This window comes from Methylobacterium sp. 22177 (assembly GCF_052045615.1).
GTDB classification, from domain to species: domain Bacteria; phylum Pseudomonadota; class Alphaproteobacteria; order Rhizobiales; family Beijerinckiaceae; genus Methylobacterium; species Methylobacterium radiotolerans.
This window is the reverse complement of sequence record NZ_JBQEPK010000014.1, coordinates 104,605-127,106: the sequence shown is the minus strand read 5'-3', so window position 1 is coordinate 127,106 and position 22,502 is coordinate 104,605. Positions and strand designations below refer to the sequence as shown.

Sequence of the window (22,502 nt, the reverse complement as noted above, 5' to 3'; positions counted from 1 at the left end):
GCGTACATCTTCTCCGGGCTGTCGTGGTCCTGGTAGGCGTCCGGCAGCGTCATGGTCCGCACCCGCACGCCGCCCGCGTCCAGCGCGCCGCGCTCGGCCAGCAGGTGCAGCACCATCGCGCCGAACCCGCCCCGCGAGCCCTCCTCCACCGTGATCAGCACCTCGTGGTCGCGCGCCAGATCCAGGATCAGCGCCTCGTCCAGCGGCTTGGCGAACCGCGCGTCCGCCACCGTCACCGCCACGCCCTGCTCGGCCAGCGCGTCCGCCGCCTTCAAGGCCTCCGCCAGCCGCGTGCCGAGCGACAGGAGCGCCACCCGCGCCTCCGCGTCCCGGCGCACCACCCGGCCCTTGCCGATCGCCAGGACCTCGCCCCGCTCCGGAAGCTCGACGCCCACCCCCTCGCCGCGCGGGTAGCGCAGCGCGATCGGGCCCGTGTCGTGGGCGTGGGCGGTCGCCACCATGTGCACCAGCTCGGCCTCGTCGGCCGCCGCCATCACGGTCATGTTCGGCAGGCAGCACAGGTACGCCAGGTCGAACGCGCCCGCGTGCGTCGCCCCGTCCGCGCCGACCAGGCCCGCCCGGTCCAGGCAGAACCGCACGGGCAGGTTCTGCAGCGCCACGTCGTGCACCACCTGGTCGTAGGCCCGCTGCAGGAAGGTCGAGTAGATCGCCACGAACGGCCGGTAGCCCTCGGTCGCCAGGCCGCCCGCGAACGTCACCGCGTGCTGCTCGGCGATGCCGACGTCGAAGGTCTTGTCCGGGTGCGCCTTGCCGAACAGGTCGATGCCGGTCCCGCCCGGCATGGCGGCGGTGATCGCCACGACCTTGTCGTCGGCGTCGGCCGCCTTGATCAGGCTCTCGCCGAACACCCGCGTGTAGGCCGGCGCGTTCGGCTTGGCCTTGGCCTGGATCCCTGAGACCACGTCGAACTTGACCACGCCGTGGTAGCGGTCGGCCGAGGCCTCGGCCGGCGCGTAGCCCTTGCCCTTCTGGGTGACGACGTGGAGCAGGATCGGGCCGTGCTCGGCGTCGCGGACGTTCTTGAGCACCGGCAGCAGGTGGTCGAGGTTGTGCCCGTCGACCGGGCCGACGTAGTGGAAGCCCATCTCCTCGAACATGGTGCCGCCGCCGACCACCAGCGAGCGGGCGTACTCCTCGGCCGCGGCGGCGCGCTGGTAGAGCGCCTTGGGCAGGAGCTTGCCGAGCTGCTTGGCGGTCTCGCGCAGGGACTGGTAGGCGCCGCCCGACGCCAGCCTTGCGAGGTAGGCCGACATGGCGCCGACGGGGGGCGCGATCGACATGTCGTTGTCGTTGAGGATGACGATCAGGCGCGAGTGCAGGGCGCCGGCGTTGTTGAGGGCCTCGTAGGCCATGCCGGCCGACATCGAGCCGTCGCCGATCACCGCGATGGCGTTGCGGCGCTTCTGCGCGCCGCCCTTCTGCTTGGCGGTGGCGTTGTCGAGGTCGCGGGCGACCGCCATGCCCAGCGCGGCCGAGATCGAGGTCGAGGAGTGGGCGGCGCCGAAGGGATCGTAGACGCTCTCGCTCCGCTTGGTGAAGCCCGACAGGCCGCCGCCCTGGCGCAGCGTGCGGATCCGGTCGCGGCGCTCGGTGAGGATCTTGTGCGGGTAGCACTGGTGACCGACGTCCCAGACGATGCGGTCGTCGGGGGTGTCGAACACGTGGTGCAGCGCCACCGTCAGCTCGACCACGCCCAGCCCCGAGCCGAGATGGCCGCCGGTGATCGAGACCGCGTCGATCATCTCGGCGCGCACCGCGTCCGCCACCGCCTGAAGCTCCGACTCCGGAAGACGCCGAAGCGCCGATGGAGACGGAACGCGGTCGAGAAGTGCACTCTGCTCGGGGGTAATCGCCACGGCATCAACCTCTAACGGATGGGATCGGTTCGACCGCCGAGCCTCAGGACATGTCGAGTGGGGCGACGCCCTCGGGCCGCCCGTCGGAGCCCAGCGTGATCCGCTGGATCCGCGCCTCGGCCCGCTTCAGCAGCGCCTCGCAATGCTTCTTCAGCACCTCGCCGCGCTCGTAGATCGCGACCGATTCGTCGAGCGGCACGTCGCCGCGCTCGAGCCGGCGCACGATTTCCTCGAGCTGTTCCAGCGCCTTCTCGAAGGGCAGGTCGCCGGCGGCGGGGGCCACCTCGGGTCTGCTCGCACTCATCCCAGATACTTCCTTTGGGGGTGGTTGTACGGCGCGATCCCCAATGCCCACAACCCAGGGGGACCGTCCGCCGGCCGGGTCGTGACCGTTTTGGACGCGGGCGGCGGCGTTTGCGCCACACTTGGCGTCCGACGGTTCACGCCAGCGCGAGGGTGAACGGCGTGCCCTCGAAGGCGTCGGCGCCGCGACCGATGCGCGCGATCGCCGCGACCATGCGGCCGTCGCGGTCGAGCATCCGGTCGGCGATCGCCACGAACAGGGGGTTGGGCGTGGCCGAGGGCGAGGCGGCCCGCAGGGCGTCGGCGATCGCCGCCTCGTCGCGCTCCGGCGCCAGCGCGCAGACCGCGATGTAGGCCGCCGCCGTCGAGCGGCTGATCCCGGCGTAGCAGTGGATCACCAGCGGCTTCTCCCGCGGCCAGGTCCGGACGAAGTCGAGGACCCGGGCCACGTGTTCTTCAGCCGGCAAAACGTGTCCGTCGCGCGCCGCCGCGATGTCGCTGACCCCGATGACGGCGTGGTTCTCGGCGTCGATCACGGCCGGCCGCTCCAGCGGCGTGCCGACATTGATCAGCGTGAGCACGTGGCTCGCGCCGGTGGCGGCGACGGTCTCGGGCAGGCGCGAGAGCGGACAGACGTGGAGGGTCGGCATGGTGGGGCGCCAGTGACCTGCGATCGTGACGGATCGAGGGCGGAGATCCGTCAGGGCGGAGACAGGGCGGTGAAGCGCGCGAGGAACCGCGCCTCGGCCTCGGCGGTCGGCCACGGCTCGGCCAGGGCCGGCACCGGGGCAGGCAGGGCGACCGAGGGGCCGAAATAGCGCTCGGCCTCCTCGCGGGCGAAGCCCGCGAGGCGCACCGCCTCGACGTGGGCGGCGATCCGGTCGGCCCGCTTCACGAGGCCGGCGAGCGCGGCCGACGGGGCGGCGAGGCCGAAGCGGCGGCGCACCGCGTCGAGCAGGCGCAGCTCGACGCCGCGGTAGGCGTCGCCGATGGCGGCCTTGAGCGGCGAGATGATGTCGCCGACCACGTATTCCGGCGCGTCGTGCAGGAGCAGCTCGAGCCCGTCCCGGTCGGTGCAGCCGGGATCGAGGTGGCGGCCCACGGCCTCGACCAGCAGGCTGTGCTGGGCCACCGAGAAGACGTGCGGCCCGCGGGTCTGGCCGTTCCAGCGCGCGACCCGGGCGAGGCCGTGGGCGATGTCGGCGATCTCGATGTCCCCGGGCGCCGGGTCGAGGAGGTCGAGGCGCCGGCCGGAGAGCATGCGCTGCCACGCGCGCGGCGGCGCGCTCACCGGATCCGGCCCAGTTCGGCGCAGGGCCCGTGCCGGTGGCAGCCGACGAGGTGGTCGTTGACCATGCCCACCGCCTGCATGAAGGCGTGCACGATCGTCGGCCCGCAGAAGGAGAAGCCCTCCGCCTTCAGGGCCTTCCCGATCGCCCGGGAGACCGGCGTCTCGGTGGCGATCTCCGCGCGGGTCCGGGCGGTGCCCTGGACCGGCCGGCCGTCGACGAAGTCCCACAGGAAGCGCGCGAAGCCGGGGCCGCGCTCCTCGATCCGCAGCCAGGCCCGGGCGCCCGCGACGGTGCCCTGGATCTTGGCGCGGTTGCGGATGATGCGGGTGTCGGCCATCAGCCGCGCGACGTCCGCCTCGGTGAAGCGGGCGATCCGCTCCGGATCGAACCCGGCGAAGGCGTCGCGGAACCCGTCCCGGCGGCGCAGGATGGTGATCCACGACAGGCCGGCCTGGAAGCCGTCGAGGATCAGCTTCTCGTAGAGGGCGCGGCCGTCATGCTCGGGCACGCCCCACTCGGTGTCGTGATAGGCGACGTAGAGCGGGTCGAGGCCGGCCCACCAGCAGCGCGGGCAGCCGTCGGGATGATCGATGAGGCCGGTCTCGGACATGCGGCGATGGTAACGAGAACAGGAGCGGAACGCCACCGCCGGGGCGGGCACCGGCTTCCGCGGCCGCTTCGGCGCGCCGGGACGAGCCGCTGCCCCCGCGCCATGCCGGATGCGCCGCCTCGCGGTCCTACTCGGCCGCGCTCGTCGCCGCGTCCGGCATGGCGAAGGTCGCGCAGGCCGGGCGCTCCAGCGTCACGGGGCGGCCGCCCGCGCGCGGGGTCTCGCCGGCGGCCAGCGCGTCGCCCAGGCGGTCGAGGCGGATCGTGGCGAGGCCGCGGTTCCCGGCCGCGCTGCCCGCGGTGCCGAGCACCTTGCCGCCCGCCGTGATCTCGGTGCCGGGCGCGGGCGCCGCGTCCGGGTAGGCTGCGGCCAGGATGCGGGTCCGGGCCGTGCCCCGGTGCTGCATCCGCGAGACCACCTCCTGGCCGACATAGCAGCCCTTGCGGAAGTCGACGCCGCCGAGCTGATCCATCAGCGCCTCGTGCGGGAAGGCGTCGCCGAAGGCGAAGTCGCGCCCGCCCTCGGGCACGCCGAGGGCGATCCGGTGCGCGTGGTAGTCGGCCTCGGCGGCGTCCGCCGAGAAGGCGCCCGCGGCGGCGTAGAGGCGGGCGCCGAGATCGACGGCGCGGGTATCGGCCACGGCCTCCGCGGCGGGCGGGGTGGCGCCGGCCCAGGCCGCCGCGACCGCGACGGTCGGGTCGGCCGCGATGGTCGCCTGCGCGCGCAGGCGGTAGAGCGTCAGGCGCTTGGCGAGGTCCGCGGCCCTGTCGGCCAGCACGTCGAACCGGAAGCCGTCCGGGATCCGCGAGATCAGGAAATCGAACAGGATCTTGCCCTGCGGCGTCAGCAGGGCGCCGAGGCGCGCCTCACCGGGCCGGAGCGTCTCGACGTTGCAGGTCAGGACGCCCTGGAGCAGCGTCGTGGCGTCCGGCCCGGTGACGGTGACCAGGGCGCGATCCGGCAGCAGGGCGACGGGCATGGGCGGCGATTCCTCGGGGAGCGGGCGGTCCGGCAGGCCGGACCGCGGATCCGGGACGTAGTCGCTGACCGCCCGCGCCTCAACCGTCCGCGCTCACGCGCGCGATGCGGCTCAATGCTGGAGCGTCGTGGTGAAGGCCCCCCCGCGGATGCGCTCGGGGAAGCCCTCCGCGTAGCGGGCCGTGGCCTCCTCGCCGTACGTCGTCACCAGTTCCTGAAAGGCCGCGAACAGGGCGGCCTGAGCCATGCAGTCACCGTCGAGTCCATCGAGGCAGCCTTCCGCGAACGCTTCCGAGACGTAACTCAGCGCGACGCGTTTCTCCTCGACATCGACCTCGATGGGGGCGGTGTGAGAGCTGTGCTGCATGGCCCGATACTTCCATTGCGCCGGACACGGGGCCCGGCGGACACAATGGATGATAAGCAGGTCCCGGCGGCTCGGCCAGCCGAGAATTTCGGATCGGTTAACACGGACGCTCAAATCCGGTGTTTCGCCGGCATCGGCGCCCCGTGTGTTGCGCCTGCATCACCCCCCGAAACGCCCGGCCAGGGCGTGCGACAGCCGGTCGCCCTCGGCGACGTACCGGGCGGCCGCCTCGTGGGCCGCGGGCGTGCAGACCCGGTAGGTCAGCGCGTAGCCGCGGTAGCCCCGGTTGTAGGCACCGGCCAGCCGGTCGCGGCGGGCCGGGGTCACGCCCTCGGAGTCGATCAGCGCCTTCATGCGGGCCGGCCAGTCGGCCGCGTCCGGGGCCGCGCAGAGGTTCCGCAGGAACGCCAGGGCACCGATGATCTCGGACATGCGCAGCAGGTCGCGGTCGTAGGGCGCCGGCACGTCCGCGGGGGCGGTCGCGTCCTTGGACGCGTCCTTGGGCGCCTCCTTCGCGGCCTCCCTGGCGGGCGCGCCGCTCCGGCCGGAGCGCTGCTGCGCCTGGGCCGGCGCGGCGACCGGACCGGCCAGGAGCGCCAGCAAGTACGGGAGCGCCAGCAGGCACAGGAGGGTCGCGGGGCGCCTCACGCCGTTGCCTCCCCGCCCCGCATCCCCGCGCTCCCGTCTTCGCCCCGGGCCGCCACCCGCGCGAAGGCCTCGCGCAGGGTGTCGGCCAGGCCGGGCGTGGTCGGGAGGGTCGCCACCTCCGCGAGCGTCGCCCACCGGGTGCCCAGGGCCTCGGGCCCGGCCACGGGCTCGCCGCCGCGCCACAGGGCGGCGTGCGGGTGGACGACGTAGTGATGCCGGGCCCGGCCGGCCTCGTCCCGGACGATGATCTCGGTGGGCGAGAGCACGCCGACCACCTCCGCCGGCAGGCCGACCTCCTCGGACAGCTCCCGCAGGGCCGCCTCGGCCAGGGATTCGCCCGCCTCCACGAGGCCGCCCGGCAGGGTCCAGACGCCGCGCATCGGCTCGTTGGCCCGCGCCGCCAGCAGGACCCGGTCGCCGCGGATCACCGCGATCGACGCGCCCACGAAGGGCCGGGCCGGGAACAGGCGGCTGTCGGGATCCGGTGCGCCCGCGGTCACGGCTTGCCCCCGTCGGTTGCCACGACGGCCACCCGGCCGTCGGCGAGGCCGACGAGCAGCCGCGCCGTCGCGCCCGCGCCGAGGACGACGATGCCGGTCTCGGCGGGGGCGGGCAGGGGCACGCGCGCCCGCTCGTGCAGGCCGCCCCTGGCCGCCACGAAGGCGATCTCCGGCCGGCCCGCCACCGGCAGGACGAGCTCGGGGCTGCCGCCGGCCGGATCGGTCACGGCGAGATCCGAATCGCCGTCGCCGGCCGCGTAGCCCGCGGCCTCGCCGGCGGGCTCGATCGCGTCGGGACGCAGCGTCCAGAGCTGGAGCCTGCCCCTGGCGCTGACCGTCGCGGCCTGGGGGGCGCCGGACCCGGAGAAGTCCGCGATGCCGGCGATCTTCAGCGGCGGTCCCGGCTGGGCGGGCGTGCGGGCAGCGACGGCCCAGGCCGCGCCCGGATCGCCGGCGGGCCGGTCGATCAGCGCGAGACCGCCGGAATCCGCGCCGGACAGCGTCGCCGCCAGCAGCGCCGGGCGGCCTCCGAGGCGCAGCAGGCGCGGCCGCAGGGGCGCGAACACGGCCTCGCCCCCCGCCGGCACCGTCGCGGTCGCCACGGGAACGGGCTTCGGATCGGTGCTCACCGCCATCGGCTGGCGCTCGCGGATCGTCAGGACCGCGGCGGCCGCGCCGCCGTCGGGGGCGCGGGTGCGCCCGGTGAGGTAGGCGCTCAGGGGGCCCGAGAGGGCGCGGCGCGAGCCCGGCAGGGCCCCGCGCGGCGTCTCGGCGGCGGTCAATCCCTCGACCGCATCCCTGCCGATCGGCCGCACGGTGACGGTGCCCTCCGCCAGGGCGAGCACGGCGCCGCCGTCGTCGCCCCAGACCACGGCGATCGGCGCGCTCTCCTCGTCGCCGGCCTGCTGGGCGCCGGTCTGCGCGCCGGTCTGCGCGCCGGCCTTGCCGCCGGTGATCGGCAGCAGCCCGGACGTCGCGACCGAGACCGCGGCCTCGCTGCGCGAGCCGCGCAGCGCCCGCACCTTGAAGGGCAGGTCGAGGATCCGGATCCCGGGCTCGGCCCGGGCGACCGCGACCGGCGCGACGCACGCGAGCAGGCTGAGGGCGAGCGCGCGCCGCCCGCGGCGCGCCGCCGGGTTCCGGCGCGCGGACGCCGCGCCCGAGGAAGCGTCCGATCTGGTCAAACGTGCTGGCCGCCGTTGATGTGGAGTTCGGCCCCGTTCACGTAGGACGAGGCCTCGGTGCACAGGAAGTAGATCGCCTTGGCGACCTCGTCCGGCGTGCCGAGCCGGCGCTGCGGGATCTGCTCGACGAGCTTCTCGGTGCCGGGCGACAGGATCGACGTGTCGATCTCGCCCGGCGAGATCGCGTTCACCCGCACGCCGAGCGGTCCGAAATCGGCGGCCATCTCGCGGGTCAGGCCCGCCAAAGCCGCCTTGGAGGTGCCGTAGGCTGCCCCCGCGAAGGGGTGGACGCGCGAGCCGGCGATCGACGTCACGTTGACGACCGAGCCCTTCGCCCGGGCCAGTTCCTCGCGCAGGCCCCGGGCCAGCAGGATCGTGGCGAAGAGGTTGACCTGGAACACCCGCTGCCACGTGTCGAACTCGGTGGCCAGCGCGCCGAGGCGCTCGCCCTCCGGCCCCTTCGGCGAGATGCCGGCATTGTTGACCAGCGCGTGCAGCACCCCGCCCTCGGCGGCGAGCCGGCCCCGCACCTCCTCGACGGCGCGGACCGTGTCCTGCGCGTCGGCGAGGTCGACCTGCAGGTGGTCCTCGGGCCCCATCTCCCAGGGGCAGTTCTCCGGGAAGGCGTGGCGCGAGCAGGTGATCACCCGCCAGCCCGCGGCCGAGAAGCGCTTGACGGTGGCGTGGCCGATGCCCCGGCTCGCGCCCGTGAGCAGCATGATGCGCCGGCGTTCGTTGACGGGGAGGGCCAAAGCCGTAAGCCTCGCTGGCGTTCAGGGATCGCGGCCCGGTCGGGCGCGGTGCGTGCCGGTGAGCCCCAATGGTCTAGGCGCACGGGGACCGGAAATCCAGAGCGGGCCGCGCGTCGGTGCCGGAGCACGGAGGGGAAACGCATGACCACCGGTCAGACCAGCGCGGAGCGCATGCCGGAGATCCCGGACGGCAGCCTGTCCCCGGCGCAGGCCGAAGCGGCGGCCGCGTTCCGGGCCGAGCGCGGCGTCCCGGTCTTCGGACCGTTCGTGCCGCTCCTGCGCAGCCCCGAGCTGATGCTCTGCGCGAGCCGGATGGGCCAGTACCTGCGCTACGGCAGCGTCCTGCCGCTGCGCATCAGCGAGTTCGCGATCCTGGTGGTCGCGCGGGAGTGGAGCCAGCCGGTCGAGTGGGCGATCCACCACCCGATCGCCCTGAAGGCCGGGGTCGCCCCCGAGACCGCGCAGGCGCTGGCCGAGGGGCGCCGCCCCGACACGATGAGCGCCGACGAGGCCCTGGCCTACGCGTTCTCGACCGAGCTGACGTGCAACCGCGCGGTGAGCGACGCGACCTACGCGGCCCTGGTCGCGCGCTTCGGCGAGCAGGGGGCGATCGATCTGACCGGCATCAACGGCTACTACGCGCTGCTCGCCATGACGATGAACGTCGCCCGCACGGCCCCGCCGGAGGGCGGCCCCGCGGCCCCGCCGCTGCCGCCACTGGTGGGGTAGGGCGCGCCGCGGCCGTGGTGCGGGGGCCGGGGCCTGGTCCCGCGCCGCTTGTGGCGCCGGCCGCTTCGGTCTAACCGTCCTCCCCCGTGCGGGTGCCCGACGTGCCGCCCGCCCATTCCCGAAAACCCGGCCGGACGAGAGCCATGGTCGCCCATACCCGCGCCGATTCGGCGCCCAAGCCCACCGACCCGGCGCTCGCCGGCGCCCGGATCCTCGTGGTCGAGGCGCGCTACTACGACGCGATCGCCGACGAACTCCTCGCCGGCGCGCTGGCGGCGATCGAGGCCGCCGACGCCCGGGCCACCGTGGTGACCGTGCCGGGAGCCCTGGAGATCCCCGCCGCCGCGGCGATCCTGCTCGACACGGGGGCCTACGACGCCGTGGTGGCGCTGGGCTGCGTCATCCGCGGCGAGACCGGCCACTACGACATCGTCGCCGGCGAGAGCGCCCGGGCGCTCATGGACCTGTCGGTGCAGCGCCGGGTGCCCCTGGGCAACGGCATCCTCACGGTCGAGACCGAGGCGCAGGCCCTCGCCCGCGCCCGGGTCGCCGAGATGAACAAGGGCGGGGGTGCCGCCGAGGCGGCGCTCGGCGTGCTCGCCCTGAAGCGTATGGCCGACGGCGCGCGCCCGCGATGACGGATACACCCATGACCGGGACCCCCGACACCCATCCGGAGACCGGCACCGACACCGCCGGCGCTCCCGCCAAGATCAGCCCGCGCAGCGGCGCGCGCCTCGCCGTCGTGCAGGCGCTCTACGAGATGGACATCTCCGGCAAGGGCGTGCTCGACGCCCTCGCCGAGTTCGAGGCCTTCTGGATCGGCCAGGAGGTCGACGGGATCGCCCATCCCCCGGCCGAGACCGCCTTCTTCCGCGACCTGCTGCGCGGCACGGTCGAGGAGCAGCGCGCCATCGACCCGAAGCTCGACCAGGCGCTCGCCCAGGGCTGGCCGCTGCGGCGCATCGAGATCGTGCTCCGGGCGATCCTGCGGGCGGGCGCCTACGAGCTGATGTTCCGCCGCGACGTGCCGGCGGCCGCGGCGATCTCGGAATACGTCGACGTGGCCCACAGCTTCTACACGGCCGACGAGCCGGGCCTCGTCAACGCCGTCCTCGACCGGGTCGCCCGCGAGGTCCGGCCGGGCGAGGTCGGGGCCCCGAAGGCCTCCGGCAAGCCGGGCTCGTCCAAGCCGCTCCCCGGCAAAGCTGCGGCTGGGAAACCGTCGGCCGGGAAGGCCTGAGCCTTGGCCGGGCCGGCCCGCGCCTCCGAGGAGGGGCTGATCGCCCGCTACTTCGCCCCGCTCGCCGGGCCGGGCGCCGACGGGCTCCGGGACGACGCCGCCGCGCTGACGCCCGCGCCGGGCCACGACCTCGTCCTCACCGTCGACGCCGTGGTGGCGGGGATCCACTACTTCGCGGAGGATCCGCCGGCCTCGATCGCCCGCAAGGCCCTCGGCGTGAACCTCTCCGACATCGCCGCCAAGGGCGCGGTCCCGCGCGGCTTCCTGCTGACCCTGGCGCTCCCCGACGACTGGACGGAGGCCTGGCTCGACGGCTTCGCGCAGGGGCTCGGCGCGGCGGCCGCGGCGGCCGGCTGCCCGCTGCTGGGCGGCGACACGGTGCGCTCCGGTGGGCCGGCGCTGATCTCGGTGAGCGCGTTCGGCGAGGTGCCGACCGGCACCATCGTGCGGCGCACCACCGCGCGGGCGGGCGACCGGATCTGCGTCACCGGCACGATCGGCGACGCCGCCCTCGGCCTGCGGATGCGCCTGGAGCCCGACGCCCCCTGGGCGTCAGGCCTCGACCCGGCGCAGCGGTCCGAACTCGCCGACCGCTACCTGCACCCGCGCCCGCGGCTCGCCGCCGCGCCGGCGGTCCGCCGCCACGCCACCGCCGCCATGGACGTCTCCGACGGCCTCGCGGGGGATCTCGCCAAGATGCTGGGGGCGGGCCGCACCGCCCGGGTGGCGGTGGCCGACGTGCCGCTCTCGGGGGCCGCCCGGAGCGCCTGCGCGGCGGAGCCCGCCCTGATCGAGGCGGTCCTGACCGGCGGCGACGATTACGAGATCCTCTGCACCGTCGCGCCGGAGCGCCTGGAGGATCTCCGGGCCGAGGCCGCGGCCGCCGGGATCGCCGTCGCCGCCATCGGCACCGTCACCTCAGGCGACGGCCCGCCGCGCTTCGAAATGCGCGATGGCGCCGAGCGCGTGTTCGCGGCCGGGGCCTTCAGCCACTTCTGACGCCCGGATCGCGTCCGGCCGGGCGGCCATCGGGCCGGCGGCGGCCCCGGCCGGGTGGCCGATCTGGCCCCGGACCTCCCCGATCATCTCGGCGGCGACCACCGGGATCCAGCGGCCGACCGGGTCCTCGCCCGCGCCGGGCGCCCGGGACAGGGCGCGCTGCAGCACGGACAGCAGGTCGTCTTGGATCGCGAGCGGCTGCGCCGCGACCCGTTCGGCGATCAGGAACCCGACCGCGCCGCTCAACACCTCGATCGTCGCCGCCAGCTTGGCGGCCTGGTCGCTGCTCATGGCGAACCCCCGTCAGAATACAACCAAAAATAGAATATCGGTTGGTTAAGGCAGGGTTAACGGCCGCGGGGACCGTTCCCGATCCTGCTGCAACGGCCGGAAAGGACAGCGAACCCGGTCCCGGCACCCGCGCCTCGTTCGGCACGGGTCCGGGCATCGCCGCCGTCCCGGATCGATCGGGAACGGCTCTGACCGGTCGCGCGGTGCCCGCGAGAGCGGGCCGGCGGCGGCCGGCCGGGAACGGCATTTGCATCATAATGCAGTTTTTCGAGTCCGGGACGCGTCGGCGCGCCGCGCCACGGGACTCGATCCCGGCGCCGTCCGCCCACGCGGCGTTTGCGCTCACCGGCGAAGTTTGGCAATCAAGGCATTGTTCTGGGAAGGAAAGCCCCGGATCCGAGCACCGCGTCCCATGGCCGTCGCCCGGCGGCCAAGCTCGACAATCACAAGCCCACGCCAGGCACGATAATAACAAGGACGGTCGAATGATTCCCTTGGTCCTGATCATCGCGGGCGGGCTCTGCGCCGTCGCCTACGGCATCGTCACGATCCTCGACGTGATGCGGCGCGACGCCGGCACGCAGCGCATGCAGGAGATCGCCGCCGCCATCGCCGAGGGCGCGCAGGCCTATCTCCGCCGGCAGTACACGACGATCGGCCTCGTCGGCGTCGTCCTGTTCGTCCTCCTCGCCGTCTTCCTCGGGATCAAGGTCGCGGTCGGCTTCCTGATCGGCGCCGTGCTGTCGGGCGCGGCCGGCTTCATCGGCATGAACGTCTCGGTGCGGGCCAATGTCCGCACCGCCCAGGCCGCCTCGACCTCGCTGGGCGGCGGCCTCGACGTCGCCTTCAAGTCGGGGGCGGTGACCGGCATGCTGGTCGCGGGCCTCGCGCTCCTCGGCGTCGCCCTCTACTACCTGTTCCTCACCCGCGCGGCCCATCTCGAGCCGTCGAGCCGCGAGGTGATCGACGCCCTCGTGGCGCTGGGCTTCGGCGCCTCGCTGATCTCGATCTTCGCCCGCCTCGGCGGCGGCATCTTCACCAAGGGGGCCGATGTCGGCGGCGACCTCGTCGGCAAGGTCGAGGCCGGCATCCCGGAGGACGATCCGCGCAACCCCGCCACCATCGCCGACAACGTCGGTGACAATGTCGGCGACTGCGCCGGCATGGCGGCCGACCTGTTCGAGACCTACGCGGTGACGGTCGTCGCCACGATGGTGCTGGCCGCGATCTTCTTCTCGGGCGCGGGCGGCAGTGACCGAAACGTCCTCGAGCCGATGATGCTGTACCCGCTCGCCATCGGCTCGGCCTGCATCCTCACCTCCATCGCCGGCACCTACGCGGTGCGACTCGGCGCCAACCAGTCGATCATGGGCGCCCTCTACAAGGGGCTGATCGCCGCCGGCGTGCTCTCCATCGCGGCGATCGCGGCGGTCAACATGACCCTGTTCGGCGGCTTCTCGACGAGCTTCACCACCTCCACCGGCCTGACCTTCACGTCGGGCGCCCTGTTCGGCTGCGCGGTGATCGGGCTCGCCATCACGGCGCTGATCGTGGTGATCACCGAGTACTACACGGGCACCAACTTCCGCCCGGTGAAGTCGATCGCCGACGCGTCGGTGACCGGGCACGGCACCAACGTGATCCAGGGGCTGGCGATCTCGCTCGAATCGACCGCGCTGCCGGCCATCGTGATCGTGGCGGGCATCATCAGCACCTACGCGCTCGCCGGCCTGTTCGGCATCGCCATCGCGGTCACCGCCATGCTGGCGCTGGCCGGCTTCATCGTCGCCCTCGACGCGTTCGGACCCGTCACCGACAATGCCGGCGGCATCGCCGAGATGGCGGGCCTGCCCGCCGAGGTGCGCAAGTCGACCGACGCCCTCGACGCGGTCGGCAACACCACCAAGGCGGTGACCAAGGGCTACGCGATCGGCTCGGCGGGCCTCGGCGCGCTGGTGCTGTTCGCCGCCTACACGTCGGACCTGAACTACTTCATCGCCCATGCGAGCCCGACGCAGTACCGCTTCTTCCAGGGGGTCAGCGTCGATTTCTCGCTCTCCAACCCGTACGTGGTGGTCGGGCTGCTGCTCGGCGGCCTGATCCCGTTCCTGTTCGCCGGCATCGCCATGACGGCGGTCGGGCGCGCGGCGGGCGCGGTGGTCGAGGAGGTCCGGCGCCAGTTCCGGGCCAAGCCCGGGATCATGCAGGGGACCGACCGGCCGGATTACGGGCGGGCGGTGGACATGCTGACCCGCGCGGCGATCAAGGAGATGATCGTCCCCTCGCTGCTGCCGGTCCTGTCGCCGGTGGTGCTGTTCTTCGTGATCCAGTTCATCGCCGGGAAGAGCCAGGCCTTCGCCACCGTGGGCGCGAGCCTGCTCGGCGTGATCCTCACCGGGCTCTACGTGGCGATCTCGATGACCTCGGGCGGCGGCGCCTGGGACAACGCCAAGAAGTACATCGAGGACGGCCACCACGGCGGCAAGGGGTCCGAGGCCCACAAGGCGGCGGTGACCGGCGACACGGTCGGCGACCCCTACAAGGACACCGCCGGTCCGGCGGTGAACCCGGCGATCAAGATCACCAACATCATCGCCCTCCTGCTGCTCGCCGTGCTGGCGCATAGCTGAGTTCCGCGGGGCTGGGGCGCGTCGACGGGGCCGGGCTCTTCGCAGAGCCCGGCCCTTCCCGTCTCGCCGTGTGCGTACCCGCACGCGACGGTCAGTCCTGCGGCGCAACACCTTGGCATCGCGGCGCCGCAGCGCCACCTCGGCGCCGGATTAAACCCGGACGCGGCCCCCGCCGCGCCAGCACGAGGTAACCCATGCCGTCCCTGCTCGACCCGATCCGCATCGGCGCCATCGAGGCGAAGAACCGGATCTTCATGGCTCCGCTGACCCGCGGCCGCGGCACCCGCGAGCACGTTCCGACCCCGATCATGGCCGAGTACTACGCGCAGCGCGCCGGTGCCGGCCTGATCCTCACCGAGGCCACCGGCATCAGCCAGGAGGGCCTCGGCTGGCCCTACGCGCCGGGCATCTGGTCCGACGCCCAGGTCGACGCGTGGCGGCCGATCGTGAAGGCCGTTCACGACCGGGGCGGCAAGATCGTCTGCCAGATCTGGCACATGGGGCGGATGGTCCATTCGGACTTCCTCGGCGGCGCCAAGCCGGTCTCGTCCTCGCCCACGACGGCCCCCGACCAGGCCCACACCTATTCCGGCAAGAAGCCCTACAGCGAGGCCCGCGCCTTGGAGGTGTCCGAGATCCCGCGCCTGCTCGCCGATTACGAGCGGGCCACCGCCAACGCCCTGGCGGCCGGGTTCGATGGGGTGCAGATCCACGCCGCGAACGGCTACCTGATCGACGAGTTCCTCCGCGACGGCACCAACCACCGCACCGACCAGTACGGCGGTTCCATCGAGAACCGCGTGCGGCTCCTGCGCGAGGTCACCGAGGCGGTGGCGAAGGTCGCCGGGCCGGAGCGCACGGGCGTGCGCCTCTCGCCGAACGGCGCGATCCAGGGCTGCAACGACTCGAACCCGGAGCCGCTGTTCGTCGCCGCCGCCCAGGCGCTCGCCGATGCCGGGATCGCCTTCCTGGAGATGCGCGAGCCGGGACCGAACGGCACCTTCGGCAAGGCCGACCACCCGCCGATCGCCCCGGCGATGCGGCGCGTGTTCCGCAACCCGATGATCCTGAACGCCGACTATGACGGGATCAGCGGCCAGAAGGCCCTGGATGCCGGCGAGGCCGACGCCATCGCGTTCGGCCGGACCTTCATCGCCAATCCGGACCTCGTCGAGCGCATCGCCGAGGGCGCGCCGCTCAACAAGGACGACGCCGCGACGTGGTACAGCCAGGGGCCCGAGGGCTACGTCGACTATCCGACGCTGGCCGAGTCCCGCGCCGCCTGACGCGCCGCCTGACGCGCCGTCTTCGGGACCCCTGCCGCATCCGCGCGGGTGCGGCAGGGGTGCGGCAGGAAAGCGCGGCGGTTCCTTGGCAGCGGGCCGTCGCGCACCTATGTGATGGCAGGACCATGGATGTGCCTGCACCTCACGCGCTCGCGGAAGCCGGACCGACCGACGGGCGCTGGAGCGCCGCGGCCCGGATCGCGGAGTTGCGCGACCTCGCGATCCTCGATTCCGAGCCGGAGCCGCTCTACGACGACCTCGTGCGGGTCGCCGCCTATGTCTGCCGGGCCCCGGTCGCGCTCGTCAGCCTCGTCGACGCCGAGCGCCAATGGTTCAAGTCGGAGTTGGGCCTCGGCAAGCGCGAGCTGCCGATCAACTGCTCGGTCTGCGCCCACACGATCGAGGCCGGTGACCTTCTCATCATCCCGGACCTGACCGCCGACCCGCGGACCACCGAGAACCCCCTCGTCACCGGGGCGCCGGCCTACCGCTTCTACGCGGGCGCGGTGATCCGCGGCGGCCACGGCATCCCCCTCGGCGCGCTGTGCGTGCTGGACCGGGCCCCGCGGCCGGGCGGCCTCGATTCGGAGCAGACCGCGACCCTGCTGGCACTGGCGCGCCAGATCTCCAGCCTGCTGGAGCACCGCCGGACGCTGGCGCAGGTCGCCGCCCGCGAGGCGGAGATCGCCGCCAGCGAGCGCCGCTTCCGCGTGATGACCTCGGCGATGCCCCAGATGGTCTGGACCACGCGGCCGGACGGGTTCCACGACTACTACAACGACCGCTGGTACGAGTTCACCGGCGTCCCCCACGGCTCCACCGACGGCGAGGCCTGGAACGGGATGTTCCATCCCGAGGACCAGGACCGGGCCTGGGCGCGCTGGCGCCACTCGCTGGCCACTGGCGAGCCCTACGAGATCGAGTACCGCCTGCGCCACAACAGCGGCGACTACCGCTGGACCCTGGGGCGCGCCATGCCGATCCGGGACGCCGAGGGGCGGATCGAGCGCTGGTTCGGGACCTGCACCGACATCGACGACCTGAAGCGCGCCGAGGCCGAGGCCCGCAAGCTCGCGGCGATCGTCGAGACCTCCAAGGACTTCATCGGGCTCTGCACCCTCGAGGGCGCGATCACCCACCTCAACGAGGCGGCACTGGCCCTGGTCGGTCTGCCCGACCTCGCGGCCGCCCGCGCCAAGACGGTGCCCGACTTCTTCACCGACGACAGCCGCCGGATCCTGGCCGAGACCGTCATGCCGGCGGTGCGCCGGGACGGGTTCTGGGAGGGCGAGCTCGCCTTCCGGCACTTCGTCACCGGCGAGCCGCTGGCGGTGCTCTACAACATCTTCCCGGTGCGCGACCCGACCGGGGCGGAGATCGGCTACGCCACCGTCACCCGCGACCTGCGCGAGGCCAAGCGCGCCGAGGAGGCCCGCGACCTGCTGATCCGCGAGCTGTCGCACCGGATCAAGAACATCTTCGCGGTGGTCGGCGGCCTCGCCGCCCTGACCGCCCGGACCGACCCCGCGGCCAAGCCGTTCGTGGCCGCGTTCCGCGAGCGGCTCGGCGCCCTGGCCCGGGCCCACGAGTACGTGCGCCCGCATTCCCCCGACAGCGCCCCGCCGGTCGCCGGCCAGACGGTGCTCGGGCTGATGCGCCTGATCATGGCCGCCTACGAGGAGAGCGGGCGGGCGCGCGTGGTGATCTCCGGGGACGATGCCGAGATCGGCGAGCGCACCGCCACGGCCCTCGCGCTGATCATGCACGAGCAGGCCACCAACGCGGTCAAGTACGGCGGTCTCTCGACCCGGGAGGGCGCCGTCTCGCTCAGCGGGATCCGCGAGGCGGGCCGCTACACGCTGACCTGGCGCGAGGAGGGCGGCCCGCAGGTCGTCGGCGCGCCGTCCCGGAAGGGGTTCGGCACGGTGCTGGCGGAGCGCAGCGTCGCCGGCCAGCTCGACGGGGTGCTGGAGCACGACTGGGCGCCGGGCGGTCTCCTGATGCGGCTCAGCGTCCCGCTCGAGAACCTGCGGACCTGACATGGCCCGGATGCCGGCCCGGATGCCGGCCGCGCCCGGGCCGGGTCTCGTCGTCCTCGACTTCGACGGCACGCTGGCCGACAGCTTCGCGTGGTTCTGCTCGGTGCTGAACGGCGTCGCCGACCGCTACCGGTTCCGGCGGGTCGAGGCCCACGAGGTGGAGGAGCTCCGGCTCCAGGGCGCCCGGGCGATCGTCGCCCATCTCGGCATCCCGCGCTGGAAGCTGCCGCTCATCGCCCGCCACATGCACGCGCTGGCCGCGCGCGACGCCGCGCAGATCGCCCTGTTTCCCGGCGTCCCGGCGATGCTGGACGCGGTCGCGGAGGCGGGCGTGCCGCTGGCGATCCTGTCGTCGAATCGCGCCGACACGGTGCGGCGGGTGCTCGGGCCGGACAGTGCCGCCCGCATCGGCACCTACGCCTGCGGGGCGTCGATCTTCGGGAAGGCGCGCCGGCTGCGGGCGCTGCTCGCGCGGACCGGCGTGCCGCCGCACCGGGCCCTCTGCATCGGCGACGAGATCCGCGACCTCGAGGCGGCGCGCGCCCTCGGCTGCCCGTTCGGGGCCGTGGCCTGGGGCTACACCGACCCGCGGGCCCTCGCGTCCCTCGGCCCCGAGCACCTGTTCTCGGAGCCGGGAGAGATCGCCCGCCTCGCGGCGGGCGGGGCCGGTCACATGCCGCGATTGGCGCCCGGCACGATGCTGGTGCCGCTGCCGCTGCCGAACGGCTCGTAGCGGGTCAGGCCGCGGAACAGCTGGCTGAGGAAGGCGCGGTCGGCGCCGCTCGTCGGCGTCGTGCGCTCGATGAAGTCGAAGATCCGGCCGTCCTGCAGGCCGTAGAGCGCCACGCGCTCGACCTTGAAGGCGGGGGTGAAGTACACGGCCGTGACCTTCTGGTCCTCGACCTGCTCGCCCAGGAACATGATCGTCCGGCGGGTGTTCTGCGAGATGTAGTACCAGGACTTGTTGCCGACCGTCGACACGGTCGAGGGCGTGCCGAGGATCTGCAGCACCTGCTCCGGGCCCATGCCGGGCTTGATCGTGGCGAGCGCCGCCTGATCGACCTGGTAGCCGTGGCGCAGCTCCTCGCCGATGCAGCCGGACAGGCCGCCTGCCGCGAGGCCGAGCAGGGCGAGGCGCGCGAAGGACTGGACGAAACGGCGCCGCATCGGGCCCCCAGAGAGCGTGTTGACGGACGGGGCGCGACCGTCGCCGCCGGCACGGGGCTCCGACGGCGCTTGCGCCCTGGGCGTGGGTTGCCGTACCGCGGGGTTATGGCTTTGACAAGGCAAGCTTGGCCACAGAGGGCCGGGGTTCCGCACCGATGATCGCCGGGTTGTTCCGCCGCGCGGGCGCGCGCCGCCGCGCCGTCGAGGGGCTGCACGTCGCCCTGAGCCAGGCCGCGCGCCGGCCGGGCCTCTACACGGATCTCGGCGTGCCCGACACCGTGGAGGGCCGGTTCGAGTCCCTGTGCCTGCACGCCATCCTGGTCCTGCGCCGGCTGAACCGGCTGCCGCCCCCGGCCGCCGAGGTGGCGCAGGATCTGGTGAACTCCGTCTTCACCCAGCTCGACGCGTCGCTGCGCGAGCTGGGCGTCGGCGACATGGGCGTGTCCAAGCGGATGAAGAAGCTCGGCGCCGCCTTCTACGGCCGGGCCGAGGGCTACGACGCCGCCCTGGAGGCCGGCGACGCCGCGGCCCTGGAGGCGGCCCTCGTCCGCAACGTGCTCGGCGGCGAGGGTGACGGGCGCGGCCTCACCGCCTACGTGCGGGCGGCCGACGCGGCGCTGGCCGGGGCCGATCTCGACGGCCTCCTCGGGGCCGGGCCGCCCTTCCCGGAGCCCGCGGGCTTCGCGCCGGCACCGGCCGGCCCTGACCACGGAGGACGCGCATGAGCCGCGATGCCAGCAGCCGCGATGCCAGACAGGACGCTTTCCCGCTCGCGCGCTGGGTCAATGTCGAGCGCCTGCCCCAGGGACGCGGCGCCGTCACCGTGGAGGCGACCCCGGCCGAGTGCGCGGCGCTCGCCGCCGATTTCGGGATCCCCGGGATCCGCGACCTCGTCGGGCGCTTCGCCATCGAGGGGGCGACCAGCCGCCTCACCGTGACCGGAACCGTGGAGGCCCTGGTGACCCAGGTCTGCACCGTCAGCCTCGAGCCCTTCGAGGCGCCGGTCCGGGAACCCGTCGAGGTGGTGTTCACCGACACGGACCGGCTCGCCGGCACCGACGCCGAGGACGCCGACATCCCCGACCCCCTGGTGGGCGGCCGCATCGATTTCGGCGCGCTCACCGCCGAGTTCCTGGCGCTGGGCCTCGACCCGTACCCGCGCAAGCCCGGCATCGCCTTCGAGCCGGTCGTGGCGGGCGACGAGGCGGGGCCCCTGGACGGCCTGCGCAAGCTCCGCGACCGCGACGGCTGAGGCCGTCGCGTCCGGCCGGAACCGCCCGCCGGCCGATTTCATTTGCCCGCCGGGCCGGTATCGCTATGGTCCGCCGCGCCCGGCGGGCCCCGTCCCGCCGCCGTCCGAACCCCTTTCCCGCCGAGACCCGCGACCCGCTACCGACATGTCCCAACGCGTGTGCATCTCGCTCGACGCCATGGGTGGCGACCACGGGCCCACCACGGTCGTGCCCGGCGCGGCGCTGGCCCGGGAGCGCCATCCCGGCACCACCTTCCTGATGTTCGGCGACGAGGCGGTGATCGCGCCCCTGGTCGCCAAGGAGCCCCGGCTCAAGGACTGCGTCGAGATCCGCCACACCAGCGTGGCCGTGGCCATGGACGACAAGCCGAGCCAGGCGGTGCGCCAGGGCCGGGGCAAGTCGTCCATGTGGCAGGCGATCCAGGCGGTCCGCGACGGGCAGGCCGACGCCTGCGTGTCGGCCGGCAACACCGGCGCGCTGATGGCGATGTCGAAGATCTGCCTGAAGACCATGTCGGGCATCGAGCGGCCCGCCATCGCCTGCCTGTGGCCGACCGTGCGCGGCGAGAGCGTCGTGCTCGACGTGGGCGCCACCATCGGCACGGATGCCGAGCACCTCGTCGAGATGGCCGTGATGGGCTCGGCCATGGCGCGCATCGTGTTCGACCTCGACCGCCCCACCGTCGGCCTGCTCAACGTCGGCACCGAGGAGATGAAGGGCAACGAGGCGGTCAAGGAGGCCGCCCGGATCCTGCGCGAGATGGAGAGCCCCGGCCTCACCTATCACGGCTTCGTCGAGGGCACCGACCTCGGCCGCGGCACGGTCGACGTGGTGGTGACCGAGGGATTCACCGGCAACATCGCCCTCAAGACCGCCGAGGGCACCGCCAAGCAGATCGGCACGTATCTCCGCGCCGCCATGACCCGGACGCTGTCGGCCAAGATCGGGGCGCTGTTCGCCCGGCAGGCCTTCAAGGCCCTCAAGGACAAGATGAACCCGAGCCGGGCCAATGGCGGGGTGTTCCTCGGCCTCGAGGGCATCGTGATCAAGAGCCACGGCTCGGAGAACGCGCAGGGCTTCGCCGCGGCGATCGATCTGGCGCACGACATGGCGCGGCACGACATGATCCGCACGATCCGCGAGATGCTCGACCAGACGGCGGCGCTGGCGCCGGCCTGACGCCGGCCCGGGCCTCCGTCGACGGACGGGATGGAAAACGGACGTCCGCAGCTTCACAACCGAAGATTGTGAAGCTGGTGTCGTCCGGGAAGGACAATGATGGCAACCCTCCGCACTGACCCCGGGCAGCACCGGCGCGTCCCCCCTCTGCGCTCGGTGGTGGTCGGGACCGGCTCGAGCCTGCCCGCGCGGGTGGTGACGAACGCCGACCTCGCCGAGCGGGTGGACACCTCCGACGAGTGGATCGTCCAGCGCACCGGCATCCGCCAGCGCCACCTCGCGGGTCCCGACGAGACCACCTCGGTCCTCGGCACGCGCGCGGCCAGGGCCGCCCTGGACGATGCCGGGCTGACCGCGGACGACATCGACCTCGTGATCTGCGCCACCTCGACGCCGGATCACACCTTCCCGGCGACCGCGACCCAGATCCAGGCGGCGCTGGGCATCCATCAGGGCGCGGCCTTCGACCTGCAGGCGGTCTGCGCCGGCTTCGTCTTCGCGGTCTCGACCGCCGACAAGTTCCTGACCACGGGGGCCGCCCGGCGGGCCCTCGTGATCGGCGCCGAGACCTTCTCGCGGATCGTCGACTGGGAGGACCGCACGACCTGCGTGCTGTTCGGCGACGGCGCCGGCGCCGTCGTGCTGGAGGCGCAGGAGGGGGCCGGGGACCGCGGCGTCCTCAGCGCGAGCCTGCGGTCGGACGGCCGCCACCGGGAGAAGCTCTACGTCGACGGCGGCCCGGGCTCCACCGGCACCACCGGCCACCTGCGCATGGAGGGCCGCGACGTGTTCCGCTTCGCCGTCGGGCAGGTCACCGACGTGATCGTCGAGGCCTTCGCGCAGGCGGGCATCACCGCGGAGGAACTCGACTGGTTCGTGCCGCATCAGGCCAATCGCCGGATCATCGAGGCCTCGGCCGACAAGCTCGGGGTCGCCCGGGACAAGATCGTCCTGACGGTGGATCGCCACGGCAACACCTCGGCGGCCTCGATCCCCCTGGCCCTCGACGTGGCGCGGCGGGACGGCCGCATCCGGGCGGGCGACCTCGTGATGATCGAGGCGATCGGCGGCGGGTTCAGCTGGGGCGCGGCGCTGATCCGCTGGTGAGGCCTCCGGCGGCGCGCGCGAAACGATTCGCTGCCCCGGCGCGGTTGACCGGGGGCGGAGCGCCGATT

General features: G+C 73.6%; 25 protein-coding genes. 12 read left to right on the top strand and 13 right to left on the bottom strand.

The window, feature by feature from the left end:
• From dxs to ACTJK8_RS15265, 11 genes are all read right to left on the bottom strand, one after another.
• Positions 1-1,877: 1-deoxy-D-xylulose-5-phosphate synthase (dxs, locus tag ACTJK8_RS15315; RefSeq protein WP_440762127.1), on the bottom strand; the 1,877-nt coding region annotated here is incomplete at its 3' end.
• A 43-nt stretch (positions 1,878-1,920) separates the two neighbouring features.
• Positions 1,921-2,181 (bottom strand): exodeoxyribonuclease VII small subunit, encoded by a 261-nt coding sequence (locus ACTJK8_RS15310; RefSeq protein ID WP_012320922.1) that lies wholly within the window; start codon positions 2,179-2,181, stop codon positions 1,921-1,923.
• Positions 2,182-2,317: 136 nt separating this feature from the next.
• Positions 2,318-2,830 (bottom strand): tyrosine phosphatase family protein, encoded by a 513-nt coding sequence (locus ACTJK8_RS15305; protein ID WP_053620837.1) that lies wholly within the window; start codon positions 2,828-2,830, stop codon positions 2,318-2,320.
• A gap of 50 nt (positions 2,831-2,880) precedes the next feature.
• Entirely contained in the window at positions 2,881-3,441 is a 561-nt protein-coding gene (locus ACTJK8_RS15300; protein WP_012320920.1) for a hydrolase, read from the bottom strand.
• A gap of 26 nt (positions 3,442-3,467) precedes the next feature.
• Complete coding sequence (locus ACTJK8_RS15295) at positions 3,468-4,082, bottom strand: DNA-3-methyladenine glycosylase I (protein ID WP_024829030.1); 615 nt, start codon at positions 4,080-4,082, stop codon at positions 3,468-3,470.
• A 127-nt stretch (positions 4,083-4,209) separates the two neighbouring features.
• Positions 4,210-5,061 carry a CAF17-like 4Fe-4S cluster assembly/insertion protein YgfZ gene (gene ygfZ, locus ACTJK8_RS15290; RefSeq protein WP_440762126.1) on the bottom strand — a complete coding sequence of 284 codons (852 nt, stop codon included), beginning with the start codon at positions 5,059-5,061 and terminating at the stop codon, positions 4,210-4,212.
• A gap of 111 nt (positions 5,062-5,172) precedes the next feature.
• On the bottom strand, positions 5,173-5,427 hold the full coding sequence (locus tag ACTJK8_RS15285; protein ID WP_012320917.1) for a hypothetical protein: 255 nt from the start codon (positions 5,425-5,427) through the stop codon (positions 5,173-5,175).
• 159 nt (positions 5,428-5,586) lie between these two features.
• Entirely contained in the window at positions 5,587-6,075 is a 489-nt protein-coding gene (locus ACTJK8_RS15280) for a TIGR02301 family protein (RefSeq protein ID WP_012320916.1), read from the bottom strand.
• Positions 6,072-6,575, bottom strand: coding sequence for an NUDIX hydrolase (locus ACTJK8_RS15275; RefSeq protein WP_012320915.1), 504 nt, complete (start codon positions 6,573-6,575; stop codon positions 6,072-6,074). Before ACTJK8_RS15275 ends, ACTJK8_RS15280 begins: the two co-directional genes overlap by 4 nt.
• Positions 6,572-7,759, bottom strand: coding sequence for a hypothetical protein (locus tag ACTJK8_RS15270; protein WP_012320914.1), 1,188 nt, complete (start codon positions 7,757-7,759; stop codon positions 6,572-6,574). The genes ACTJK8_RS15275 and ACTJK8_RS15270 overlap by 4 nt, the downstream gene beginning before the upstream one ends.
• A complete protein-coding gene (locus tag ACTJK8_RS15265; protein ID WP_041372745.1) occupies positions 7,756-8,478 on the bottom strand; it encodes an SDR family NAD(P)-dependent oxidoreductase in 723 nt (240 codons plus the stop codon). The genes ACTJK8_RS15270 and ACTJK8_RS15265 overlap by 4 nt, the downstream gene beginning before the upstream one ends.
• A 174-nt stretch (positions 8,479-8,652) precedes the next feature.
• Here ACTJK8_RS15265 and ACTJK8_RS15260 point away from each other — a divergent pair, with 174 nt between their 5' ends.
• The 4 genes from ACTJK8_RS15260 to thiL all read left to right on the top strand — a co-directional run bounded on the left by ACTJK8_RS15260 (position 8,653) and on the right by thiL (position 11,482).
• Positions 8,653-9,240: a carboxymuconolactone decarboxylase family protein gene (locus ACTJK8_RS15260; protein ID WP_440762125.1), complete on the top strand. Its 588-nt coding sequence runs from the start codon at positions 8,653-8,655 to the stop codon at positions 9,238-9,240.
• Positions 9,241-9,383: 143 nt separating this feature from the next.
• The gene (ribH, locus tag ACTJK8_RS15255) at positions 9,384-9,878 is read left to right on the top strand and encodes a 6,7-dimethyl-8-ribityllumazine synthase (protein ID WP_012320911.1); all 495 of its coding nucleotides are present in this window, start codon (positions 9,384-9,386) and stop codon (positions 9,876-9,878) included.
• Between the two features lie 11 nt (positions 9,879-9,889).
• Complete coding sequence (nusB, locus tag ACTJK8_RS15250) at positions 9,890-10,483, top strand: transcription antitermination factor NusB (protein ID WP_024829033.1); 594 nt, start codon at positions 9,890-9,892, stop codon at positions 10,481-10,483.
• A gap of 3 nt (positions 10,484-10,486) precedes the next feature.
• Complete coding sequence (gene thiL, locus ACTJK8_RS15245) at positions 10,487-11,482, top strand: thiamine-phosphate kinase (protein ID WP_024829034.1); 996 nt, start codon at positions 10,487-10,489, stop codon at positions 11,480-11,482.
• On the opposite strand, the gene ACTJK8_RS15240 is transcribed toward thiL, so the two are convergent.
• Complete coding sequence (locus ACTJK8_RS15240; protein ID WP_053620834.1) at positions 11,402-11,773, bottom strand: hypothetical protein; 372 nt, start codon at positions 11,771-11,773, stop codon at positions 11,402-11,404. The genes thiL and ACTJK8_RS15240 overlap by 81 nt on opposite strands.
• A gap of 485 nt (positions 11,774-12,258) precedes the next feature.
• Here ACTJK8_RS15240 and ACTJK8_RS15235 point away from each other — a divergent pair, with 485 nt between their 5' ends.
• The 4 genes from ACTJK8_RS15235 to ACTJK8_RS15220 all read left to right on the top strand — a co-directional run bounded on the left by ACTJK8_RS15235 (position 12,259) and on the right by ACTJK8_RS15220 (position 18,461).
• Positions 12,259-14,403, top strand: a complete 2,145-nt coding sequence (locus tag ACTJK8_RS15235) for a sodium-translocating pyrophosphatase (protein WP_012320907.1) — start codon at positions 12,259-12,261, stop codon at positions 14,401-14,403.
• A 194-nt stretch (positions 14,404-14,597) separates the two neighbouring features.
• Entirely contained in the window at positions 14,598-15,689 is a 1,092-nt protein-coding gene (locus ACTJK8_RS15230) for an alkene reductase (RefSeq protein WP_012320906.1), read from the top strand.
• A gap of 125 nt (positions 15,690-15,814) precedes the next feature.
• Positions 15,815-17,728, top strand: a complete 1,914-nt coding sequence (locus tag ACTJK8_RS15225; RefSeq protein ID WP_058608233.1) for a PAS domain S-box protein — start codon at positions 15,815-15,817, stop codon at positions 17,726-17,728.
• Position 17,729: 1 nt separating this feature from the next.
• A complete protein-coding gene (locus ACTJK8_RS15220; RefSeq protein WP_058608234.1) occupies positions 17,730-18,461 on the top strand; it encodes an HAD hydrolase-like protein in 732 nt (243 codons plus the stop codon).
• Here ACTJK8_RS15220 and ACTJK8_RS15215 read toward each other — a convergent pair.
• Complete coding sequence (locus tag ACTJK8_RS15215) at positions 18,398-18,895, bottom strand: outer membrane protein assembly factor BamE (protein ID WP_012320903.1); 498 nt, start codon at positions 18,893-18,895, stop codon at positions 18,398-18,400. The two genes, ACTJK8_RS15220 and ACTJK8_RS15215, sit on opposite strands and share 64 nt — an antisense overlap.
• Positions 18,896-19,050: 155 nt before the next feature.
• Here ACTJK8_RS15215 and ACTJK8_RS15210 point away from each other — a divergent pair, with 155 nt between their 5' ends.
• The 4 genes from ACTJK8_RS15210 (at position 19,051) to ACTJK8_RS15195 (ending at position 22,434) form a co-directional block, all read left to right on the top strand.
• Positions 19,051-19,620 carry a ubiquinol-cytochrome C chaperone family protein gene (locus ACTJK8_RS15210; RefSeq protein ID WP_012320902.1) on the top strand — a complete coding sequence of 190 codons (570 nt, stop codon included), beginning with the start codon at positions 19,051-19,053 and terminating at the stop codon, positions 19,618-19,620.
• On the top strand, positions 19,617-20,147 hold the full coding sequence (locus tag ACTJK8_RS15205) for a YceD family protein (protein WP_058608235.1): 531 nt from the start codon (positions 19,617-19,619) through the stop codon (positions 20,145-20,147). Before ACTJK8_RS15210 ends, ACTJK8_RS15205 begins: the two co-directional genes overlap by 4 nt.
• A gap of 145 nt (positions 20,148-20,292) precedes the next feature.
• A complete protein-coding gene (gene plsX, locus ACTJK8_RS15200; protein ID WP_012320900.1) occupies positions 20,293-21,327 on the top strand; it encodes a phosphate acyltransferase PlsX in 1,035 nt (344 codons plus the stop codon).
• Positions 21,328-21,426: 99 nt separating this feature from the next.
• On the top strand, positions 21,427-22,434 hold the full coding sequence (locus tag ACTJK8_RS15195) for a beta-ketoacyl-ACP synthase III (protein WP_012320899.1): 1,008 nt from the start codon (positions 21,427-21,429) through the stop codon (positions 22,432-22,434).
• Positions 22,435-22,502: the final 68 nt, after the last annotated feature.

Coding starts and splice junctions, on each gene's coding strand:
- ACTJK8_RS15310 (WP_012320922.1), bottom strand. CDS start 2,181: ATGAGTGCGAGCAGACCCGAGGTGGCCCCCGCCGCCGGCGACCTGCCC.
- ACTJK8_RS15305 (WP_053620837.1), bottom strand. CDS start 2,830: ATGCCGACCCTCCACGTCTGTCCGCTCTCGCGCCTGCCCGAGACCGTC.
- ACTJK8_RS15300 (WP_012320920.1), bottom strand. CDS start 3,441: ATGCTCTCCGGCCGGCGCCTCGACCTCCTCGACCCGGCGCCCGGGGAC.
- ACTJK8_RS15295 (WP_024829030.1), bottom strand. CDS start 4,082: ATGTCCGAGACCGGCCTCATCGATCATCCCGACGGCTGCCCGCGCTGC.
- ygfZ (WP_440762126.1), bottom strand. CDS start 5,061: ATGCCCGTCGCCCTGCTGCCGGATCGCGCCCTGGTCACCGTCACCGGG.
- ACTJK8_RS15285 (WP_012320917.1), bottom strand. CDS start 5,427: ATGCAGCACAGCTCTCACACCGCCCCCATCGAGGTCGATGTCGAGGAG.
- ACTJK8_RS15265 (WP_041372745.1), bottom strand. CDS start 8,478: ATGCTGCTCACGGGCGCGAGCCGGGGCATCGGCCACGCCACCGTCAAG.
- ACTJK8_RS15260 (WP_440762125.1), top strand. CDS start 8,653: ATGACCACCGGTCAGACCAGCGCGGAGCGCATGCCGGAGATCCCGGAC.
- ribH (WP_012320911.1), top strand. CDS start 9,384: ATGGTCGCCCATACCCGCGCCGATTCGGCGCCCAAGCCCACCGACCCG.
- nusB (WP_024829033.1), top strand. CDS start 9,890: ATGACCGGGACCCCCGACACCCATCCGGAGACCGGCACCGACACCGCC.
- ACTJK8_RS15240 (WP_053620834.1), bottom strand. CDS start 11,773: ATGAGCAGCGACCAGGCCGCCAAGCTGGCGGCGACGATCGAGGTGTTG.
- ACTJK8_RS15235 (WP_012320907.1), top strand. CDS start 12,259: ATGATTCCCTTGGTCCTGATCATCGCGGGCGGGCTCTGCGCCGTCGCC.
- ACTJK8_RS15230 (WP_012320906.1), top strand. CDS start 14,598: ATGCCGTCCCTGCTCGACCCGATCCGCATCGGCGCCATCGAGGCGAAG.
- ACTJK8_RS15225 (WP_058608233.1), top strand. CDS start 15,815: ATGGATGTGCCTGCACCTCACGCGCTCGCGGAAGCCGGACCGACCGAC.
- ACTJK8_RS15220 (WP_058608234.1), top strand. CDS start 17,730: ATGGCCCGGATGCCGGCCCGGATGCCGGCCGCGCCCGGGCCGGGTCTC.
- ACTJK8_RS15215 (WP_012320903.1), bottom strand. CDS start 18,895: ATGCGGCGCCGTTTCGTCCAGTCCTTCGCGCGCCTCGCCCTGCTCGGC.
- ACTJK8_RS15210 (WP_012320902.1), top strand. CDS start 19,051: ATGATCGCCGGGTTGTTCCGCCGCGCGGGCGCGCGCCGCCGCGCCGTC.
- ACTJK8_RS15205 (WP_058608235.1), top strand. CDS start 19,617: ATGAGCCGCGATGCCAGCAGCCGCGATGCCAGACAGGACGCTTTCCCG.
- plsX (WP_012320900.1), top strand. CDS start 20,293: ATGTCCCAACGCGTGTGCATCTCGCTCGACGCCATGGGTGGCGACCAC.
- ACTJK8_RS15195 (WP_012320899.1), top strand. CDS start 21,427: ATGGCAACCCTCCGCACTGACCCCGGGCAGCACCGGCGCGTCCCCCCT.